Origin of the sequence: Antarctobacter sediminis, assembly GCF_019218285.1 — a bacterium.
Classification (GTDB): domain Bacteria; phylum Pseudomonadota; class Alphaproteobacteria; order Rhodobacterales; family Rhodobacteraceae; genus Antarctobacter; species Antarctobacter sediminis.
This window is the reverse complement of the sequence record NZ_JAHUZG010000007.1, coordinates 1-18361: the sequence shown is the minus strand read 5'-3', so window position 1 is coordinate 18361 and position 18361 is coordinate 1. Positions and strand designations below refer to the sequence as shown.

The window sequence follows — 18361 nt, the reverse complement described above, 5'->3', positions numbered from 1 at the left end:
CGAAAGTCCAAGTCCGATCTGCGAATCGTTGGGAGCGACAGCGCGTCATGGCCCCGTTCCGGCGCGGTGCGAGAGACCAAAAACGGCAGATCAATTCCCGTGGGGACGCAAATGGGGCTGGCGGGCGGGGGGCAGCCCCTCTAGGTAGGGTGTCGGATCAAGTTTGGAGCGGTGAAAATGGCAAAGATCACCTATATCGAGCACAACGGCACGGAGCATGTCGTCGAAGTTGCAAATGGGCTGACCGTGATGGAAGGCGCACGCGACAATAACATTCCCGGAATCGAGGCGGATTGCGGCGGCGCCTGCGCCTGTTCGACCTGCCATGTCTACGTGGCCGAGGATTGGGTCGAAAAGCTGCCCGCCAAGGAAGACATGGAAGAGGACATGCTGGACTTTGCCTATGAGCCCGACGCCAAGCGCTCGCGCCTGACCTGCCAGTTGCGGGTCAGCGACGCGCTGGACGGGCTGATTGTCCAGATGCCCGAGAAGCAGATCTGATGCCGGATCGGGCGCCGCGTCTGCCGTGGTGCCCCTTGCGCCGTCTTTTGCGCGGCGCACTGGTTACGGTGTGCCTGTTGCCGGCGTCGCTGACGTCGGCGCAACAGGCGGTCGACGCCCGCTACGAGGGCGAAACCACGCGCTATCCGCATGGCGTGCTGGGCGACGAGATCGAATATGACACGCTGGCGGTGACCCTGTCGGACGGACGCATCCTGCGCCGCCGCTGGGAGACGCCGCTGGTCTTTGAAGATATCGCGCCGCGTCTTTGGGACGTGACGGGCGACGGGCGTCCCGAGGTCGTGACGGTCGAAAGCCACGAGGCGCGCGGCGCGCGGTTGGCGATCTGGACCGTCGAGAACGGAGATTTGCGGCCGCTGGCGGCAACGCCGTTTATTGGCCAGCGGTTTCGCTGGCTCGCACCGATCGGAGCGGCGGATCTGGACGGCGACGGGCATGTTGAAATCGCCTATGTCGACCGTCCGCATCTGGCCAAGACGCTGCGCGTCTGGCGCTATCGCGACGGCGGCCTGAGCGAAGTGGCGGCGCTTGCCGGGTTTTCCAATCACCGCATCGGCTGGGACTATATCGTCGGCGGTCTGCGCGACTGCGGCGAGGGGCCGGAAATGGTCCTGCCCTCGGGCGACTGGCGCCACCTGATGATCGTTCGCTTTGACGGCAAGCTGGAGCGTTGGGCCAGCGATCCTTACAGCCCCGAGATGGCGGAAGCCCTGCTGGCCTGCGACTGACCGGCGACATTGGGCGAGGGAAGACGCGCCCGGGTGTCAGGCCGGGACGATTGGGGCTTTCAAAGGCGACGGTGGCGCAGTAGGCGTATCGGTCATGAAGATACTTTTTTTTGGCGATGTGATGGGCCGCGCGGGGCGGCAGGGAATAACCGACCGGCTGCCGGGGCTGCGCAAGGACTGGCGGTTGGATTTCGTGATCGTGAACGCGGAAAACGCGACCAACGGGCACGGATTGTCTGCGGATCATGCCAAGGCGATCTTTGATGCGGGGGCGGATGTCATTACGCTGGGCGATCACGCTTTCGACCAGAAAGAGATGCTGACCCACATCGAGTCCGAGCCGCGCATCGTGCGGCCCTTGAACTTTGCCCGGCAGGCGCCGGGGCGCGGCGTGGGCCTGTACAAGGACGCGCGCGGGCGCAAGGTGATGGTGGCGCAGGCACTGGGCCAGGTTTTTATGAGCCGCAACTATGACAGCCCCTTCGTGGCCATCGACGAGGTGTTGAAACGGCACCCGCTGGGCGGGCAGGCGCAGGCCATCGTGGTGGACATGCATTGCGAGGCAACTTCGGAAAAGATGGGTATGGGCCATTTCTGCGACGGGCGGGCCAGCCTCGTGGTGGGCACGCATACCCATGTGCCGACCTCGGACACGCAGATCCTGCCGGGCGGCACCGCGTTCCAGTCGGACGCGGGCATGTGCGGGGATTACAACTCGGTCATCGGGATGGAGCCGGCGGAGCCGCTGCGCCGCTTTGTCAACGGCATGGCGAAGGGCCGGTTCAGCCCGGCGCTGGGCGAGGCCACGCTGTCGGGTGTCTATGTCGAAACCGACGATCTGACCGGCAAGGCCGTGAACGTGCAGATGGTCCGGCAAGGCGGGCGTCTGGCGCAATCCGGGCCCGCATGACGCGGCTTTTGCCCTTTGTCATCCTGGTGGTGACGGGGGCCGCCTGGGGCGCGACACAGCCCCTGACCAAGATCGCCGTATCCGAAGGCTATCGGCATTTCGGGCTGATCTTCTGGCAGACGGTTCTGGTGGGCCTTCTGCTGGGGGCGCTGACGGTGCTCAAGGGAAAACGGCTGCCCTGCCACCCGAGGGCACTGCGGCTTTATCTCTTTATCGCGATTGTGGGCACGGTTGCGCCGGGCATCGCGTCCTACCAGGCGGCGGTGCATCTGCCGTCGGGCGTTTTGTCGATCCTGCTGAGTTCGGTGCCCATGTTTTCGCTGCCCATCGCGCTGGCTCTGGGCACCGATCGTCTTGCGCCGGGGCGGGTTTTGGGGCTGATGCTGGGCCTTGGCGGCGTGGCGCTGTTGGTGCTGCCCGAAACCAGCCTGCCGCAAGGCACCGAGGTCGTGTGGATCGGGATCGCGCTTCTGGCGTCGGCCTGCTACGCGGTCGAGGGCAATGTGGTGGGCAAATGGGGCACCGGCGGGCTGGACGCGGTGCAGGTTCTGGCGGGGGCCTCTGTCGTGGGCGCGTTGACAAGCCTGCCTCTGGCGCTGGCCAGCGGGCAGTTCATCGTGCCCAAGCTGCCGCTGACCGCGCCGGACAAGGCGGTGATCGCCAGCGCCGGTCTGCACGCCTTTTCCTATGCCGCCTATGTCTGGCTGGTCGGGCGCACGGGCGCCGTTTTTGCTGCACAGGTGAGCTATCTGGTGACGCTTTTCGGGGTCACATGGGCCATGATCTTTCTGTCGGAAAGCTATGCAGGATGGGTCTGGACGGCGCTGGCTCTGATGTTGGCGGGTATGATCCTTGTGCAGCCGCAGCGTAAACCGCTTGTGCCCGCCCCTGTGGCAGGTCAGAATGCGGCCGGTTGAGAGCAGGCGGTGAGCTGAACGGAATATGATCGGGATCGAACTGGGCCAGACCGGACAGGCGATGGTGACGCTCGCCGTGGTGGCGGCGATGTTCGTGCTCTTCGTGCGCGAAACCTATCCTACAGAGGTCACGGCCATCGGTGGTGTGGCGGTTCTGCTGCTGCTGGGGGTGCTGCCCTATGAGGCGGCGCTGGACGTGCTGTCCAATCCCGCGCCCTGGACCATCGCGGCGATGTTCGTGGTGATGGGAGCCTTGGTGCGCACCGGGGCGCTGGATGCCTTCACCGGATTTGCGCAGGATCAGGTGGTGCGAAGGCCAAAACAGGCGATCGCCGGGATCCTGCTGGTGGTGGTCGTTGCCTCGGCTTTCATGAACAATACACCGGTTGTGGTGGTGATGCTGCCGATCTTTGTGCAGATCGCCAAGACGCTGGGAATTGCACCGTCCAAGCTTTTGATCCCGCTGAGCTACGCGGCAATCCTTGGCGGCACTCTGACGTTGATCGGTACCTCGACAAACCTGCTGGTCGATGGCGTGGCGCGCACGCAGGGCTTGGAACCGTTCACCATTTTCGAGGTGACGCCGCTGGCGGTGATCCTTGTGGCCTTTGGCATGGCCTACCTGTTCCTTGTCGGGCGTTTCCTTTTGCCGGACCGGACCTCGATGGCGGGAATGCTGTCTGACCGTTCGCGGATGAAGTTCTTTACCGAGGCGGTGATCCCGCCTGAGTCGAACCTGATCGGGCGCGAGGTGCTGGGCGTGCAGTTGTTCAAACGCGACGGCGTGCGTTTGATCGACGTGATCCGAGGCGATGAATCGCTGCGGCGCAACCTGCAAGGGGTCGAATTGCAGGTGGGCGACCGGGTGGTTCTGCGGACGCAGATGACCGAGTTGCTGTCGTTGCAGACCAACAAGGAACTCAAGCGTGTCGATCAGGTTTCGGCCAAGGAAACCACCACGGTCGAGGTGCTGATTACCCCCGGGTGCAAGATGGTGGGCCGCAGCCTTGGCGCGCTGCGTCTGCGGCGGCGGTTCGGGGTCTACCCGCTGGCGGTGCATCGGCGGAACCAGAACATCGGGCGGCAGCTGGATGACCTGGTGGTACGCGTTGGGGACACGCTGCTGCTGGAAGGCAATGCCGAAGACATCAAGCGGCTGGCCGACGAGATGGACCTTGTCGATGTTGCGCGTCCCTCGGCGCGGGCCTTCCGCCGCGGCCATGCGCCGCTGGCGCTGGGCGCGCTGGCGGGCATCGTCGTGCTGTCGGCGCTGGGGATCGCGCCGATCCTGTCGCTGGCGGTGGTCGCCGTGGCCCTTGTCCTGCTGACCCGCTGCATCGACGCCGATGAGGCGTTTTCCTTTGTCGAAGGGCAGTTGCTGGCGCTGATCTTTGCCATGCTGGCCATCGGCGCGGCCTTGCAGGCCTCGGGCGCGGTAGAGATGATCGTCAGCGCCATTGCCCCGATCATGGCGCAACTGCCCGCGCCGCTGATGATCTGGGCGGTCTACCTGCTGACCAGCATTCTGACAGAAACCGTGTCCAACAACGCGGTTGCCGTGGTCGTCACACCCATTGCCATCAGCCTTGCGGCGGCCATTGGTGTCGATCCCCGCCCGCTGGTGGTGGCGGTCATGGTGGCCGCCTCGTGCAGCTTTGCCACGCCCATCGGCTATCAGACCAATACGCTGGTCTACGGGCCGGGCGGTTACAAGTTCTCGGATTTCTTCAAGGTGGGCCTGCCGCTGAACCTTAGCATCGGGGCAGTCGCCGCGCTGTTGATTCCGCTGTTTTGGCCCCTGTAACCTTGGGTGGTGCGGCCTTGTCTTGGCCGGACCGCGAAGTGTCGTAACCGGTACTGCGGCAGCGGGCGAATCCTCCTACCACAGGGTGCAAAGAGCTTTGTGCCGGAAGGGAGACCCGCATGATCCTTTACCCCCTGATCGAGCTTCTGGAAGGCCGCTGTGTCAGCCTGTTCCGTGGGCGCATGGAAGAACCGCAGATCTGGCATGTGGACCCGGTTGCCAAGGCGGCGGAATTTGCCAAGGCCGGGGCCGGATGGATTCACATCACCGATTTCGACGCGTTGCAGGGCGACGAGCGCAATGCCGACACCGTGCGTGAGATCATCCGCACCGCCGGTGCCTCCGTCCAGCTGGGCGGCGGGTTCCGGTCGCTCAAGCGGATCGAGGAATGGATCGAGGCCGGGGCGGGGCGCATCGTCGTTGGTACACTGGCCGTGCAGCAGCCGGACCTTGTGAAAGAGGCCGCGCGCGCCTTTCCCGAACAGATCGTCGTGTCGGTCGATGTTTACAAAGGCCACGTCGCAGGCGAGGGCTGGCGCGAGCAAAGCGCCATGGTGCCCTCTGCTGTGCTCAAGGCTTTTGCGGACAGCCCGCTGGCGGCCTTTATCGTGACCGACATCGACGCCGATCTGGATGAGGCCGAGGATAGCCTTGCACTGGTTACGCAACTGTCGTCGGAAACCCGCACCCCGGTAATTGCCCGGGGGCTGACCCGGTCGCTGGATGACCTGTCGCGCATGAAATACGTGCCGCACCTGGCGGGCGCCGTCGTGGGCCGGGCGCTGTTCGACAAAAGCATCGACCTTGAACAGGCGCTGGAGATCGTCAAGCCGGTGCCGGAAGAGCGCGCGCAGTTCATCTGAGGTGATGGGGCCGGGCTGCGATGTCCGGCATTTTCCGGCGCGTTCGCCCGACACGCCTTGTGTGTCGAGGCTTCTCCTGATTACTGGCGCGGGTCCGGGTGGTGTGCCGGGACCCGGCAGCGGCAGGGAGAAGTGCGATGTCCAAGATCCTGACCCCATGGCGCAGCGTCGCTGCGGGCTTTGCCCTGAACGGCGTCCTGCTGGGCTGCTGGGCCTCGCGCGTGCCCACCTATGTCGACACGCTCGACCTGTCGGAAAGCACGCTGGGCGTGCTGTTGCTGTTGATGGGAATCGGGGCGCTGATTTCTTTTCCGCTGGCCGGCAGCCTGTCGGATCGCCACGGTGCCGTGCGGGTGACGCGATGGATCGCGGTGGTCTACCTGTTGTCGATTGTCGGTGTGGGGTTTGCGGGCAGCGTGGCGCTGCTGGGACTTGCGCTGTTCGCCTTTGGCATGTGTCACGGGTCGATGGACGTGGCCATGAACAGCTGGGCAACCGAGGTCGAAGAGCACATGGGCCGGTCGGTCATGTCCTCCTTCCACGCGATGTGGAGCCTTGGCGCCGGGCTTGGCGCGGCGGGCGGGTTCCTTGCCACCAGCATGGGCGCGGGCACCGGCATGCATTTCCTTGCGGCGGCGGTGATCTCGGGCCTATTGGCCTGGCCGTTCCTGCGGGCGCCCTGGACCTCGCGCATACGCCTGTCGCCGGGCAAAGCGCCGATGTTCGCCTTCCCGCGCGGACCGTTGATCCTTGTCGGCGTCATCGCGTTGGGTGCGGGGCTGGGCGAAGGGGCGGCGGTCGATTGGAGCGCGGTCTACCTGCGCGACGTGCTGGGCGCGCCCGAATCGCAGGCCACGCTGGGCTATGCTGCCTTTTCCATCACCATGGTCATCATGCGTCTGAGCGTCGACCGGATCATCACCCGTTTCGGCCCGCAAATGGTCGCCCGGGTGGCGGGCGTGCTGGCGGCGGGCGGTTATTTCCTGTGTGTCGGCACCGATGTGCTGGCGATTGCGCTGGTCGGGTTCGTTCTGATGGGCATGGGCTATGCCGCCGTGATCCCGATGGCCTTTTCCCGCGCGGCGCATGACCCGGAGGTGCCCGCCGGGCAGGCCATCGCCTCGGTCGCGACGCTGGGCTATGGCGCGATGCTGCTGGGGCCGCCGGCCATCGGGTTCATCGCCGAGGCGACCTCGCTGCGGATGTCCTTCCTCATGGTCGGCGGGATTGCCTTGCTGATTGCGCTGTTTGCCTCGGCCCTTGGGCGGGGTGGCAGTCTTGCAAAGGCCTGAATCCTAGCCGTACCGTTCCACGAATCCTTCGAGGATGCGCGCCGGTTCGGTCACATCTGCGGCGCGGCACATCTGGATCAGCGTGTCGGCCTCTTCGGGGGCGAAATAGCCGCGATGGCGATAGATGTGAATCCTTGTCTCGAACTCGGCCGCGTCCGCCTCGGGGTGGAACTGCGTGGCATAGACGTTCTGGCCATAGCGGATCATCTGGTAAGGGCAGGGGCCCGATGACACCAGATGAACGGCACCCTTGGGCAGGTGCTGCACGGCCTCCTTGTGGCCGACAAAGGCGTCGAAACTGCGCGGCAGACCGGCTGTCAGCGGGTCTTTTTCGCCCTCGTCCGTCATATAGCAGGTCACCGCCCCCACCGGTTCGCCAAACCGGGTTTTCGACACTTCGGCGCCAAGGTGGTGGGCAAGAATGCCGATGCCGTAACAGCACCCCATGAAGGGGATGTCCTCTGCGGTGATCCGGGGCATCAGGCGCAGGATCGCCTCTTCGATGCGCCGTTCGACCGGGTCCTTCTCGGCGGGTTTGTCGCTGACACATCCCGGCCCGCCGCCGACGATCACCCCGGCGTAGTCGCCCGGGTCGAGGTCGCGCGGCAGATCCTCACGGTCAAGGCGCATCCGGTGCAGGCGCGATGCGTCCAGCCCGGACTTGTCCAGCACGGCGCGAAATTCGGAATCGCTGGCCTCGGTTTCCGGGCGCAATTGAAGCAGGAGGAATCGGCTCATGTTTCAGCGCTAGCGCAAGGAAAGCCGCCGCGCAACGCGACACGCGCGCGGACTTGGCAAGAGGGGCGGCGCTGGAATATAGAGGCGCGGATATCAAGGACACCCGATAAAGAGGCACACCGACCATGGCCGGCCATTCCAAATGGGCAAACATCCAGCACCGCAAGGGCCGTCAGGACAAGATCCGGGCCAAGATCTTTTCCAAGCTGTCGAAGGAAATCACCATCGCCGCCAAGATGGGCGATCCCGACCCTGACAAGAACCCGCGCCTGCGCTTGGCGGTGAAGGAAGCCAAGGGCCAGTCAATGCCCAAGGACAATATCGAACGCGCCATCAAGAAAGCGGTTGGCGGCGACGCCGAGGATTACGAAGAAATCCGCTATGAGGGCTATGGCCCCAATGGTGTCGCTGTGATCGTCGAGGCGATGACCGACAACCGCAACCGGACGGCCTCGACCGTGCGGTCGACCTTTACCAAGAACGGCGGCAACCTTGGTGAAACCGGCTCTGTCGGGTTCATGTTCGAACGTAAGGGCGAAATCGTTTACGGCGCGTCGGTGGGCGATGCGGATGACGTCATGATGGCCGCGATCGAGGCGGGGGCCGAAGACGTGGAAAGCTCGGAAGACGGTCACATCATCTATTGCGCCGATACTGACCTGAACGAGGTGTCGACCGCGCTGGAGGCCGAACTGGGCGAGTCGGAATCGACCAAGCTGGTGTGGAAGCCGACCACCACGACCGAACTGGACCTTGACGGAATGCAGTCGCTGATGCGTCTGGTCGAGGCGCTGGAGGATGACGACGATGTACAGCGCGTCACCACCAATTTCGAAGCCTCCGACGAGGTCATGGCGCAGCTGGAAAACGCCTGACCCGCAATGCGCTTTGACAAGGATCGCCCCCGCCTCGGCGGGGGTTTTTCTTTGCCAGACGGTTCCGGCTCAGTCGTCGTGATAGCGCAGCAGCCGGACCTCGCCGGTCTTCGGTTTCAACGCATAAAGCCGGTGGGCATTGCCCTGACCTTCGGCTGATAACAACAGCCATCCTTCGGAATAAGCCCGCGGGACCAGCGGCGGCCCATGTTCATTGCCAAAATCGGAAAGGTCGGAAAGCCCGGGAAATCCGGTGGCCGGGACAAAGGACGCATGGATCGAACCGTCCAGCCCGATGATCCTGACATCCCCCGGACGGGAAAACGCGCCGGTCAGGATCACCTGTCGGCTGTCCGCATCAAAGTGCATCGCCGCCGCGTCATAGCCATGCAGGCTGGTGATGACGCGCCATGCCCCGCTTGCTGTATCGACCGCATAAACATAGCCTTCGGCGCCATAACTCAGGCCATAGAGTTCCTGGTGGTCGGGGGAATAGAGCCCGCCCACTGGCAAGAGGATCGCAGGCATTTCGGGCGGGCGGGGGAAATGCCGCCGTTCGTTTGGGCCGATCAGGGTAAAACCGCTTTCGTCGAACAGCACGGAATGGGTCTGAAACGCGCCCCCGGTGCTGATCCATCGCCGCAATGCGGAAGGCAGATCGCCAGAATCATGTAGCAGGTCCGACAGATAATTGCGGGCAAGTTGTGGGGTGATGGTGTCCACGGCATCAATCCGCAGCGGCACATCGCGGGCCTTGTGGGTGGCCTGAAAACTGTGCAGGCGCGGCGCGGACAGCCGGTCGGTCAGGTCCTTGACCAAGGCGCGAAATTCTTGACCATGCGGGTGGTAGACAAGCGGCAGACCGGCGGTCTGAGCCCCCATCATCGGAGTGCCGAACAGCATGACCTTGCTGTCCTGTGGTCGGGGGCCACCCAGCAGGATCTGCGTGATGAACGTACCTTGGGTTGCCTCGACCTTCCATCGCAGGTCGCCGCCGTCCAGCAGCACAAGGCTGACCTCCTGTCCGGGCCGGTCCACAAGAACACGGGCTTCGGGCAGGGCGTAATAGTCGTCCGTTTCATGGCCTTTGCCGACCGCGATAACATGGATCTCGGCGTCGGCCATGACGGCAGAGGCAGAGCCCAGCGACAGGCAAAGGAGGACGATCCAAAGCAGGTTTGCCATCGGTCCGTACCATCCTGTCGGCCCCCGCCACAGCGCGCGGGGACAAGGCAGAGTGTGACAGGCGCCCCCGGTCTTGTCGAGCCTGCGCCGGATCGCGGACGACGGGCCAGTCTTGCGGGATGCCTGCAAAACCGCCTAAGCCGGGTACATGCTGATCCGGGCGCTTATCTTGCTGTTGGTTTTCGTGGCGCTGTCCGGCGCGGCGACATGGTACTTTGGCCACGAAGTGCTGATCGCGCTGGGGCTGATCCTGACGCAGGCCAAGATTCTGTTGAAAAAGCTGGCCGGCGTGGAACTGGGCGCGGTGTTGCTGTGGCTCAAGACGCAGGGCGCGATGTTCTTTCGCGTCGAGATCATCAAGAAATGGATCACCACCACGGTGGTGCCGATCATGTTGGGAAAGGCCATCCTGCGCCGCATCCAGTTGTTGGTGAAAGGGTATCTGGCGATCATCCAGCGGCACTATGCGCGGCTGATGGCATGGTTCAACGGGCTAAGCCGGATGGAACGCGCGGTGGCCTGGTTGGTGATCCTCTTTGCGACACTGGCACTGTCGGTCACATCGCTTGGCCTGTGGCTGGTTTTGTTTTCGGTGCAATTGCCGTTGTGGCTGGTGGCGGCGCTCAGCGCGACGATCAAGATGACCTCGAAGAGCCTGGAAAAGATGGTTTTCAAGGCGGTGGCCTTTCTTCAACTGGCCTGGCTGTGGAAGTTCATTCGCCGTTTCCTGCCCGAGCGTTTTCTGGAGTGGAAACGTCGGACGGAATTTCGCATCGCCCGCCAGATCGTTCGGCGGCGGCGCATGACGTTGAAACAACTGGTCGAGCGCAAGGGACGCTTGCCGTTCAAGCTTGGCCTGTTGGCGGAATACCTGTTTCATCCGCCGGGACGAACCCCGCGCTAAGCCGGTGCGCCGGGGGGAAAGACCTGACGCCGGAAGAACGGGCTGAGGCCGATCAGAACCAGCGCCACCGACAACAGGCACCAGACGGCGGGCATTTCGCTGGGGTTCTTGGTCAGGACCGAAGCCAGCATGGGCCCGGCGCAGGCATTGAGCAGGGCAAAGCGCCACGCCCCGTAAAAGCAGGGCAGGATCAGACAGGCCAGCATGTAATCGGGGAACTGGCCGATGGGACCGACCCACCGTGCAAGGCTGAAAAGGTCATTCAATGGGATTGTCCAGCCGATGTGCCAATTGCCGGAAATCGTGCACAGGCCGATGCCGCATAGCGGTGTTCCGGGTGGGCAGATGCCGAACTGGGGCAGGGGGATCAGGCGCGCCATCAACATGGCCGAGGCCAGCGCCGAAATGGCGAGAACCCGCCGCCTGATGCGCGGGGTGATGGCAGAACCGACCAGCGCCATGCAAAAGAGGTTCACCACGATGGGTTGCAGCGTGATGTGCAAGTAGGACAGCAGCGTTACCGCCTGATTGCCGGGCGAACCGCATTGGTCCACCACGTTGTAACCCCAGGCTTGCAACCCTTCCATCGCGGTGAAATAGCCGATTGTGCCCCAGATTCCGGCTGGCTCGCCACGCCGCCATGCCACAAAGGTTGCGGCGGCGCCCAGACCGGCCATGGAATAGGTGACGGTTTCATTCCAGCACATGCACTTGCTCCTTGTGGCCACAGTGGCGGGATTTCCGCTTCCGGGTCAATGTCTCCTGATCGGTTTTGCCTTGCCTCTGTTGCAGAGCTTTGCCAGTTGCTGCGGGTGGTTTTCCGGTCGGAGGTAAGGGAGATGTTCGAAGCCTTGGTGGCGGGGTTTGCGCTTGGGTTCAGCCTGATCCTTGCGATTGGGGCTCAGAACGCCTTTGTCTTGCGTCAGGGGTTGCGCCGAATGCACGTGCTGCCCGTTGTTCTGGTCTGCGCGCTGTCCGACGCGGCGTTGATCGCCGCCGGCGTGGCCGGGTTCGGGGTCTTGGCGACGGCAATCCCCGGGCTCGAATGGGGGATGCGCATCTTTGGCGCTGCTTTCCTTCTGTGGTACGGGGCCAAGACCTTGTATTCGGCATGGAAAGGCGGCGAAGCGCTGCAAGCCGGGGCCGAGGCGCAGGACCTGCGGGCGGCGCTGCTGACTTGCCTTGCGCTGACGTGGCTCAACCCGCATGTCTACCTTGATACGGTTGTTCTGCTGGGGGCGATCTCGGCGCAATATGATGCCCGTGTGGCCTTTGCCGTTGGCGCCATGACTGCGTCCTTCGTCTTTTTCTTCTCGCTGGGTTACGGCGCGCGCGCACTTGCTCCGCTTTTTGCGCGGCCCCGGGCATGGCAGGTGCTGGATCTGTTTGTCGGCCTGACCATGTGGGCCATCGCGGCCAAGCTTATCTGGATGTAGGCGGGGCCTTGTGCCCGCCGGTCAATCCGATAAGCCGGTGCCATGGCGGAACATGCGCAAAGCCCCGCGCGGGGCGTATTCTGGATGGTGGTGACAGGCCTTAGCTTTGTCGCTGTGACAGCTTTGGTCAAGATGTTGGGGCCGCGTATCCCCGCTGCCGAGTCCGCCTTCCTCCGCTATGTGCTTGGCCTCATCTTCTTTGTTCCGCTGGTTCCCAAACTGGTCCGGATGCGCCTGACGCCGCGGCTTTGGGGGCTGTTTTCGTTGCGTGCGGTGTTCCACACGGTGGGTGTGGCGCTGTGGTTCTTTGCCATGACGCGCATCCCGCTCGCCGAGGTGACGGCGATGAATTACCTCAACCCGGTTTACGTCACCGTTCTGGCGGTGTTTTTCCTTGGCGAGAGACTGGCCTTTCGCCGGGTCATGGCCATCGTCGCGGCGCTGGTAGGCGCTTTCATGATCCTGCGACCCGGGTTCCGCGAGCTTGATCCCGGGCATTTCGCCATGCTGGCGACTGCGCTGTTGTTTGCGGGGTCCTACCTGCTGGCCAAGATCCTGTCGGGCGAGGTCAGCGCGGCGCTGGTCGTGGCGCTGTTGTCGGTGGGGGTGACCATCGGGCTGGCACCGCTGGCCATTGCCGTCTGGGTCTGGCCGACATGGGGCGAACTGGCGATCCTGATGGGGGTCGCACTGTTTGCCACGGCGGGTCATTATACGATGACGCTGGCCTTTGCCGCGGCCCCCGTCACCGTGACGCAGCCGGTTACCTTCCTGCAACTGGTCTGGGCCGTGTCGCTGGGCGCACTGGCCTTTGGCGAACCGGTCGATCCCTGGGTTGTCGGAGGCGGGTCACTGATTCTGGCGGCGGTCGTCTTTATCACCTGGCGTGAGGCGGTGTTGAAGCGGCGCATTACCCCCTTGGTGCCGGAAACAAAGGGCTGACTGCCCTCCTGATTGTTCACAATTCTTAGAGTTTCCCTGCCGTGGGCGCGATTGCGCCCCATTTTTTAACGATGCTGCAAGCTATCGTCGGCAGCATTTGAGGAGTGAAAGGATGTTTGCGGAGGGAAAATTGACCGAGAATATGGATGAGATTCAGGACTTCTTGTTGAGTGAGCGCAGCAAGGTCCTGTCCGAGGCGGAATGGCGGTTCCGTATGCGCGGCTATGGATACAACCTGCGGCGGACGGATCGTGGCGTCGAAGTGGCGCGCTTGCCTCAGAATACGGTGCTTGGCACGATCGAGGTCTGACAATTTGCCAAAAAGGCTCGACAGCGCGTCGGGCCGATGTGTCTGATGTTCCCCGACAAAGGGAGGATCGGCATGACAGGATTGATGACTGCAGCAGCGAGCCTTGCGCTGGGCATGCTGCCAGTGGCCGCGGTGGCGGGCCTGAGCGTTTGTAACGACACGGATCTGCGCCAAAGCGTGGCCATCGGTTATGAGGCCCCCGGAGGGATCTGGACCTCTGAAGGCTGGTGGGGGCTGGACCCGGGCGAATGCAAAATCGTCATGGGGCGCGAGCTTGGTCGGAGATATTTTTACTACCGCGCCACGGTGAAGGGTGGCTCTTTTGATGGGCCTTTCTCATTTTGCAGCACAGGGGACGCCTTTACAATTCAAGGCGATGCGGATTGCGCTGAGCGCGGCTATGACAGCACGCGGTTTCGCAAGGTGGACACCGGGAATGCCGCCGATTTCACCCTGACCTTGGTGGCCGATGGCGGCGCGCCCGATCCAATCGATCCGGACCATGGAGACGAGGCCGGACCGCTGGAGATTTCCTATCCTTTTGCACGCGGCAGTCTGGGCGAACCCTTCACCCAACAGGGGATTTTTACCGGCTGCGAACTGATCGACGGGCTGGACTATTGCAGTTTCGAGATCGAGGGCTGGCGCTATCACGCATATTACGGCGGCGGTGGCGACGATACCTTGCTGGATGATCTGCAATACTGGCCGATGCCGCTGGCCGTCGAGATCGAAGGCGACATGGTGAACTACGGCGACATCACCGTCGAGGTGGTCCTGTCGCGCGTGACCGAAGTCTTTGACGGCGATTTCTTTTCCGAAGAACGGCAGCTGTTGCAGGGCAGTTGGCAATCTGTCGACGATCCTGCCTCGCGGATGACGATCCAGGGGGCCGATGTCTATGATTACTATGACGGAGAGTTCATCGGACACCAATGGATGACACTGGGCGAGACCTGTCCCGACGCCCCGTTCGAGGGCATCGGACTGACCCGGACTGAACTGGAAACGCAGGACAGCTTTTGCGTGCATTTGGGCGAGATCACCGCTGACCGGCTGGAATTGATCAATCCCGGACGCGGCAATTTCCTGACCTATCGCCGCATAGACTGACCCTGCGCCAAGGCGAGGCCCTTGGCAGACTGTTCTGGACTGGCGTGTTTTTCTTGATTGACTCGCCAGTCAATAAAAACCATCCTGCGATCATGCCCAAGATCGGACAGGAACCCATCAGGCGTGCGGCGCTCATGGAGGCTACGGTGGCCGAAATCGGCGAGGTCGGGAGCCTCGACGTAACCGTGTCGCGCATCGCCAAACGTGCCGGCATGTCCAGCGCGCTGGCGCATCATTACTACGGCGGCAAGTCGCAGATCTTTCTTGCCGCCATGCGCCACATCCTCAGCGAATACGGGGCCGAAGTGCGCGCTGCGCTGGCCGAGGCACCGAACGATCGGCGGTTGGAGGCGGTGATCGCCGCAAATTTCGCCGACAGCTGTTTCCAACCCGAAACCGTGTCCGCGTGGCTGAATTTCTATGTTCTTGCGCGGCGTGAACCGGAGGCGGCGCGGCTGTTGCACATCTATCAGCGGCGGTTGCAGTCGAACCTTGTCCACGCGCTGCGGGGCAGGGCCGAGGATCCGCAGGCGGTGGCCACAACCATCGCCGCGCTGATCGACGGGGTTTACCTGCGCGCAGCCCTGTCCGGCGGCGGTGTCGCAGGCGCCGCTGCGCAGGTCACCCAAGCCGCCCATGCCCTGATGAGGACGCCATGACCCAGCCCAATATCCTGATCCTGATGGTGGACCAGTTGAACGGCACGCTGTTCCCGGATGGCCCTGTGGACTGGCTGCATGTGCCCAACCTGCGGGCACTGGCCGAACGGTCGACACGCTTTGCCAACAGCTATACTGCCTCGCCGCTTTGCGCGCCGGGGCGGGCCAGTTTCATGTCCGGCCAACTGCCCAGCATGACGCGCGTCTATGACAATGCCGCCGAATTCGCGAGCGACATTCCCACCTATGCGCATCACCTGCGCCGCGCGGGCTACCAGACCTGCCTCAGCGGAAAGATGCATTTTGTCGGCCCCGACCAGATGCATGGGTTCGAGGAACGGCTGACCACGGATATCTACCCTGCCGACTTCGGTTGGACCCCGGATTACCGCAAGCCCGGCGAGCGCATCGACTGGTGGTATCACAACATGGGCTCTGTCACCGGCGCGGGCGTGGCCGAGATCTCCAACCAGATGGAATACGATGACGAGGTCGCCTATCACGCCGAGCGCAAGCTATATGACCTTGCCCGGGGCCATGACGACCGGCCATGGTGCCTGACCGTCAGCTTCACCCATCCGCATGATCCTTACGTGGCGCGCAAGCGGTTCTGGGATCTTTACGAGGATTGCGAGCATCTGCTGCCCGAAGTCCCGGCCATGGCCTATGAGGATCACGACCCGCACGCGCAGCGGATTTTCGATGCGAACGACTGGCGGAAATTCGATATCACCGAAGAGGATATTCGCCGTTCTCGCCGGGCCTATTTCGCCAATATCTCATATCTCGACGAAAAGATCGGCCAGTTGCTGAAGGTGCTGGACGACACCCGGCAAGAGGCCGTGGTGGTTTTTGTCAGCGATCACGGCGACATGCTGGGCGAACGTGGCCTGTGGTTCAAAATGAACTTCTACGAAGGCTCGGCGCGGGTGCCGCTGATGATCTCTGTCCCCGGGCAAGACGGTGGGCGGGTCAACGCGCCCGTGTCGACCATCGACCTGTGCCCGACGCTGTGCGATCTGGCGGGCGTGGACATGTCCGAGGTCATGCCCTGGACAGAGGGCGAAAGCCTGGCGCCCGTAATGCGGGGCGGGCCACGCGTGGCGCCGGTGGCAATGGAATACGCGGCCGAGGCGTCATATGCGCCGCTGGTCTGCCTGCGCGAGGGCCGGTGGAAATACACCAATTGCGCGCTGGACCCGGAACAGCTTTTCGATCTGGAGGCGGATCCGCATGAGCTGACCAACCTTGCCGAGGATCCGGGCCACGCCGAGGTATTGGAACGGTTTCGCATCAAGGCGGCGGCGCGCTGGGATCTTGAACGGTTCGACGCCGAGGTGCGGCAAAGTCAGGCGCGGCGCTGGGTGGTTTACGAGGCCCTGCGGCAGGGCGGCTATTTCCCATGGGATTTCCAACCGCTGCAAAAGGCCAGCGAACGCTACATGCGCAATCACATGGACCTGAACGTGGTCGAGGAAAACCAACGCTTTCCGCGCGGAGAATGACAGCGGGCCGCCGGTTTTCCGGACGGCCCACCCGCCCACCCCCGTCCGGAAAACCGGCGGGTCGGCACCAGACATCGCCGGGCTGACCCGGCCGAGGAGCAAAGAGATGAGCTACGACACGCAACCCAAGGCGTCGCATTTCGTCGACGGGCAATATCTTGAGGACAGTGCAGGCGAGGTGATCGAGGTGGTCTATCCGGCCACGGGCGACGTCATCGCCAAGGTCCATGCCGCCACGCCCGCCGTGATCGAGCGCGCGATCGAAAGCGGCCGTCGCGCGCAAGCCGAATGGGGCAAGCTGAGCGGCACCGAGCGCGGACGGGTGCTGCGCCGCGCCGCCGACATCATGCGCGAACGCAACCGGGAGCTTTCCGAGCTGGAAAGCTATGATACCGGCAAACCGCTGTCCGAAACGCTCTATGTCGATGCGACCAGCGCGGCGGATGCGCTGGAATATTTCGGCGGTCTGGCAGGCAGCCTGACCGGCGAACATGTGCAGCTGCCCGATGGCAACTGGGGCTATACCGTGCGCGAACCGCTGGGGCTTTGCGTGGGGATCGGGGCGTGGAACTACCCGACGCAGATCAGCTGCTGGAAAGGCGCGCCTGCGCTGGCCTGCGGCAATGCGATGATCTTCAAGCCGTCGGAAGTGACCCCGCTGTGTGCGCTCAAGGTGGCTGAGATCCTGATGGAGGCGGGCGCGCCTGCCGGACTGTACAACGTTGTGCAGGGCATGGGCGCCGTGGGTGCGGCGCTGGTGGGGGATCCGCGCGTCGACAAGGTCTCGCTCACCGGATCGGTGCCGACAGGGCGCAAGGTCTATGCGGCCGCCGCCGATGGCATGAAACATGTGACGATGGAGTTGGGCGGGAAATCCCCGCTGGTGATCTTTGGCGATGCGGATCTGGAAAACGCCGTGGGCGGGGCGATCCTAGGGAATTTCTATTCCTCGGGGCAGGTCTGTTCCAACGGCACGCGGGTTTTTGTGCAGAAAGGGATCAAGGAGGCCTTCCTCGACCGTATGGCGGCGCGCTTGCAAGGCGCGGTGATCGGTGACCCGATGGACGAGGCCACGACCTTTGGCCCAATGGTCAGCCAGCGGCAGCGCGAGATCGTGCTGGGCTATATCGAGAAAGGCATTGCCGAAGGCGCACGTCTGGTCTGTGGCGGCGCGGCGCTGGAGCGACCCGGGTTCTACATCGCACCGACGGTCTTTGCCGATGTGACCGACGACATGACAATCTGCCGCGAAGAGATCTTTGGCCCGGTGATGTCGGTGCTGGATTTCGAAACCGAGGACGAGGTGATCGCACGGGCCAATGACACCACCATGGGCCTGTCCGCCGGGGTGTTTACCCGGGATCTGGCGCGGGCGCACCGGGTGATCGGGGCCTTGGACGCTGGGTCGTGCTTTATCAACTCGTACAATGACGCGCCGGTGGAACTGCCCTTTGGCGGCATGAAGATGTCCGGCGTCGGGCGCGAAAATTCCAAGGCGGCGATCAACCATTTCTCGCAGTTGAAATCGGTTTTTGTACGCATGGGTGACGTGGAAGCGCCGTTCTGAGGCGCGCTTGCGGGCGCCAGAGCGAGGAAGCCGTCGCGCATCTGTTGTTGGAGCGCCTTGATGAAATCCTCGCGGCCCCAATCCGACCACA

Annotated in this window: 19 protein-coding genes; 16 read left to right on the top strand and 3 right to left on the bottom strand. The window is 63.4% G+C overall.

The window, feature by feature from the left end; all coding sequences use genetic code 11:
- Window positions 1-177 precede the first annotated feature (177 nt).
- The 7 genes from KJP30_RS22460 to KJP30_RS22430 all read left to right on the top strand — a co-directional run bounded on the left by KJP30_RS22460 (window position 178) and on the right by KJP30_RS22430 (window position 7036).
- On the top strand, window positions 178-501 hold the full coding sequence (locus KJP30_RS22460; protein WP_218451725.1) for a 2Fe-2S iron-sulfur cluster-binding protein: 324 nt from the start codon (window positions 178-180) through the stop codon (window positions 499-501).
- Window positions 501-1250, top strand: coding sequence for an FG-GAP repeat domain-containing protein (locus tag KJP30_RS22455; RefSeq protein ID WP_218451723.1), 750 nt, complete (start codon window positions 501-503; stop codon window positions 1248-1250). The genes KJP30_RS22460 and KJP30_RS22455 overlap by 1 nt, the downstream gene beginning before the upstream one ends.
- A gap of 94 nt (window positions 1251-1344) precedes the next feature.
- Window positions 1345-2160, top strand: coding sequence for a TIGR00282 family metallophosphoesterase (locus KJP30_RS22450; protein ID WP_218451721.1), 816 nt, complete (start codon window positions 1345-1347; stop codon window positions 2158-2160).
- A complete protein-coding gene (locus KJP30_RS22445) occupies window positions 2157-3077 on the top strand; it encodes a DMT family transporter (protein WP_218451719.1) in 921 nt (306 codons plus the stop codon). Before KJP30_RS22450 ends, KJP30_RS22445 begins: the two co-directional genes overlap by 4 nt.
- Window positions 3078-3102: 25 nt before the next feature.
- Window positions 3103-4881: an SLC13 family permease gene (locus KJP30_RS22440; RefSeq protein ID WP_218451716.1), complete on the top strand. Its 1779-nt coding sequence runs from the start codon at window positions 3103-3105 to the stop codon at window positions 4879-4881.
- A gap of 119 nt (window positions 4882-5000) precedes the next feature.
- Entirely contained in the window at window positions 5001-5744 is a 744-nt protein-coding gene (locus tag KJP30_RS22435) for a 1-(5-phosphoribosyl)-5-[(5-phosphoribosylamino)methylideneamino]imidazole-4-carboxamide isomerase (protein WP_218451715.1), read from the top strand.
- A gap of 137 nt (window positions 5745-5881) precedes the next feature.
- On the top strand, window positions 5882-7036 hold the full coding sequence (locus tag KJP30_RS22430) for an MFS transporter (RefSeq protein WP_218451704.1): 1155 nt from the start codon (window positions 5882-5884) through the stop codon (window positions 7034-7036).
- 3 nt (window positions 7037-7039) lie between these two features.
- Here KJP30_RS22430 and KJP30_RS22425 read toward each other — a convergent pair whose 3' ends face one another.
- The gene (locus tag KJP30_RS22425; RefSeq protein WP_218451703.1) at window positions 7040-7774 is read right to left on the bottom strand and encodes a glutamine amidotransferase; all 735 of its coding nucleotides are present in this window, start codon (window positions 7772-7774) and stop codon (window positions 7040-7042) included.
- 125 nt (window positions 7775-7899) lie between these two features.
- Between KJP30_RS22425 and KJP30_RS22420 the strand changes: the two genes are divergently transcribed.
- Complete coding sequence (locus tag KJP30_RS22420; protein ID WP_218451701.1) at window positions 7900-8649, top strand: YebC/PmpR family DNA-binding transcriptional regulator; 750 nt, start codon at window positions 7900-7902, stop codon at window positions 8647-8649.
- Between the two features lie 69 nt (window positions 8650-8718).
- Here the strand turns inward: KJP30_RS22420 and KJP30_RS22415 are convergent, their stop codons facing one another.
- Window positions 8719-9834, bottom strand: a complete 1116-nt coding sequence (locus KJP30_RS22415; protein WP_246594708.1) for a hypothetical protein — start codon at window positions 9832-9834, stop codon at window positions 8719-8721.
- Window positions 9835-9982: 148 nt separating this feature from the next.
- Between KJP30_RS22415 and KJP30_RS22410 the strand changes: the two genes are divergently transcribed.
- Window positions 9983-10738 (top strand): hypothetical protein, encoded by a 756-nt coding sequence (locus tag KJP30_RS22410; RefSeq protein ID WP_218451699.1) that lies wholly within the window; start codon window positions 9983-9985, stop codon window positions 10736-10738.
- Here the strand turns inward: KJP30_RS22410 and KJP30_RS22405 are convergent.
- Window positions 10735-11445: a DUF5765 domain-containing protein gene (locus KJP30_RS22405; RefSeq protein WP_218451697.1), complete on the bottom strand. Its 711-nt coding sequence runs from the start codon at window positions 11443-11445 to the stop codon at window positions 10735-10737. The two genes, KJP30_RS22410 and KJP30_RS22405, sit on opposite strands and share 4 nt — an antisense overlap.
- Window positions 11446-11577: 132 nt before the next feature.
- Between KJP30_RS22405 and KJP30_RS22400 the strand changes: the two genes are divergently transcribed.
- The 7 genes from KJP30_RS22400 (at window position 11578) to betB (ending at window position 18270) form a co-directional block, all read left to right on the top strand.
- Entirely contained in the window at window positions 11578-12174 is a 597-nt protein-coding gene (locus KJP30_RS22400; protein WP_218451696.1) for a LysE/ArgO family amino acid transporter, read from the top strand.
- A gap of 42 nt (window positions 12175-12216) precedes the next feature.
- On the top strand, window positions 12217-13116 hold the full coding sequence (locus tag KJP30_RS22395; RefSeq protein ID WP_224874475.1) for a DMT family transporter: 900 nt from the start codon (window positions 12217-12219) through the stop codon (window positions 13114-13116).
- Between the two features lie 142 nt (window positions 13117-13258).
- Complete coding sequence (locus KJP30_RS22390) at window positions 13259-13426, top strand: hypothetical protein (RefSeq protein ID WP_246594707.1); 168 nt, start codon at window positions 13259-13261, stop codon at window positions 13424-13426.
- An 84-nt stretch (window positions 13427-13510) separates the two neighbouring features.
- Window positions 13511-14539, top strand: a complete 1029-nt coding sequence (locus KJP30_RS22385) for a DUF1036 domain-containing protein (protein WP_218451685.1) — start codon at window positions 13511-13513, stop codon at window positions 14537-14539.
- Window positions 14540-14631: 92 nt separating this feature from the next.
- Complete coding sequence (gene betI, locus KJP30_RS22380; protein ID WP_218451681.1) at window positions 14632-15198, top strand: choline-binding transcriptional repressor BetI; 567 nt, start codon at window positions 14632-14634, stop codon at window positions 15196-15198.
- Window positions 15195-16703 carry a choline-sulfatase gene (gene betC / locus KJP30_RS22375; protein ID WP_218451671.1) on the top strand — a complete coding sequence of 503 codons (1509 nt, stop codon included), beginning with the start codon at window positions 15195-15197 and terminating at the stop codon, window positions 16701-16703. Before betI ends, betC begins: the two co-directional genes overlap by 4 nt.
- Before the next feature lie 106 nt (window positions 16704-16809).
- The gene (betB, locus tag KJP30_RS22370; protein WP_218451669.1) at window positions 16810-18270 is read left to right on the top strand and encodes a betaine-aldehyde dehydrogenase; all 1461 of its coding nucleotides are present in this window, start codon (window positions 16810-16812) and stop codon (window positions 18268-18270) included.
- The last annotated feature ends 91 nt before the right edge of the window (window positions 18271-18361 follow it).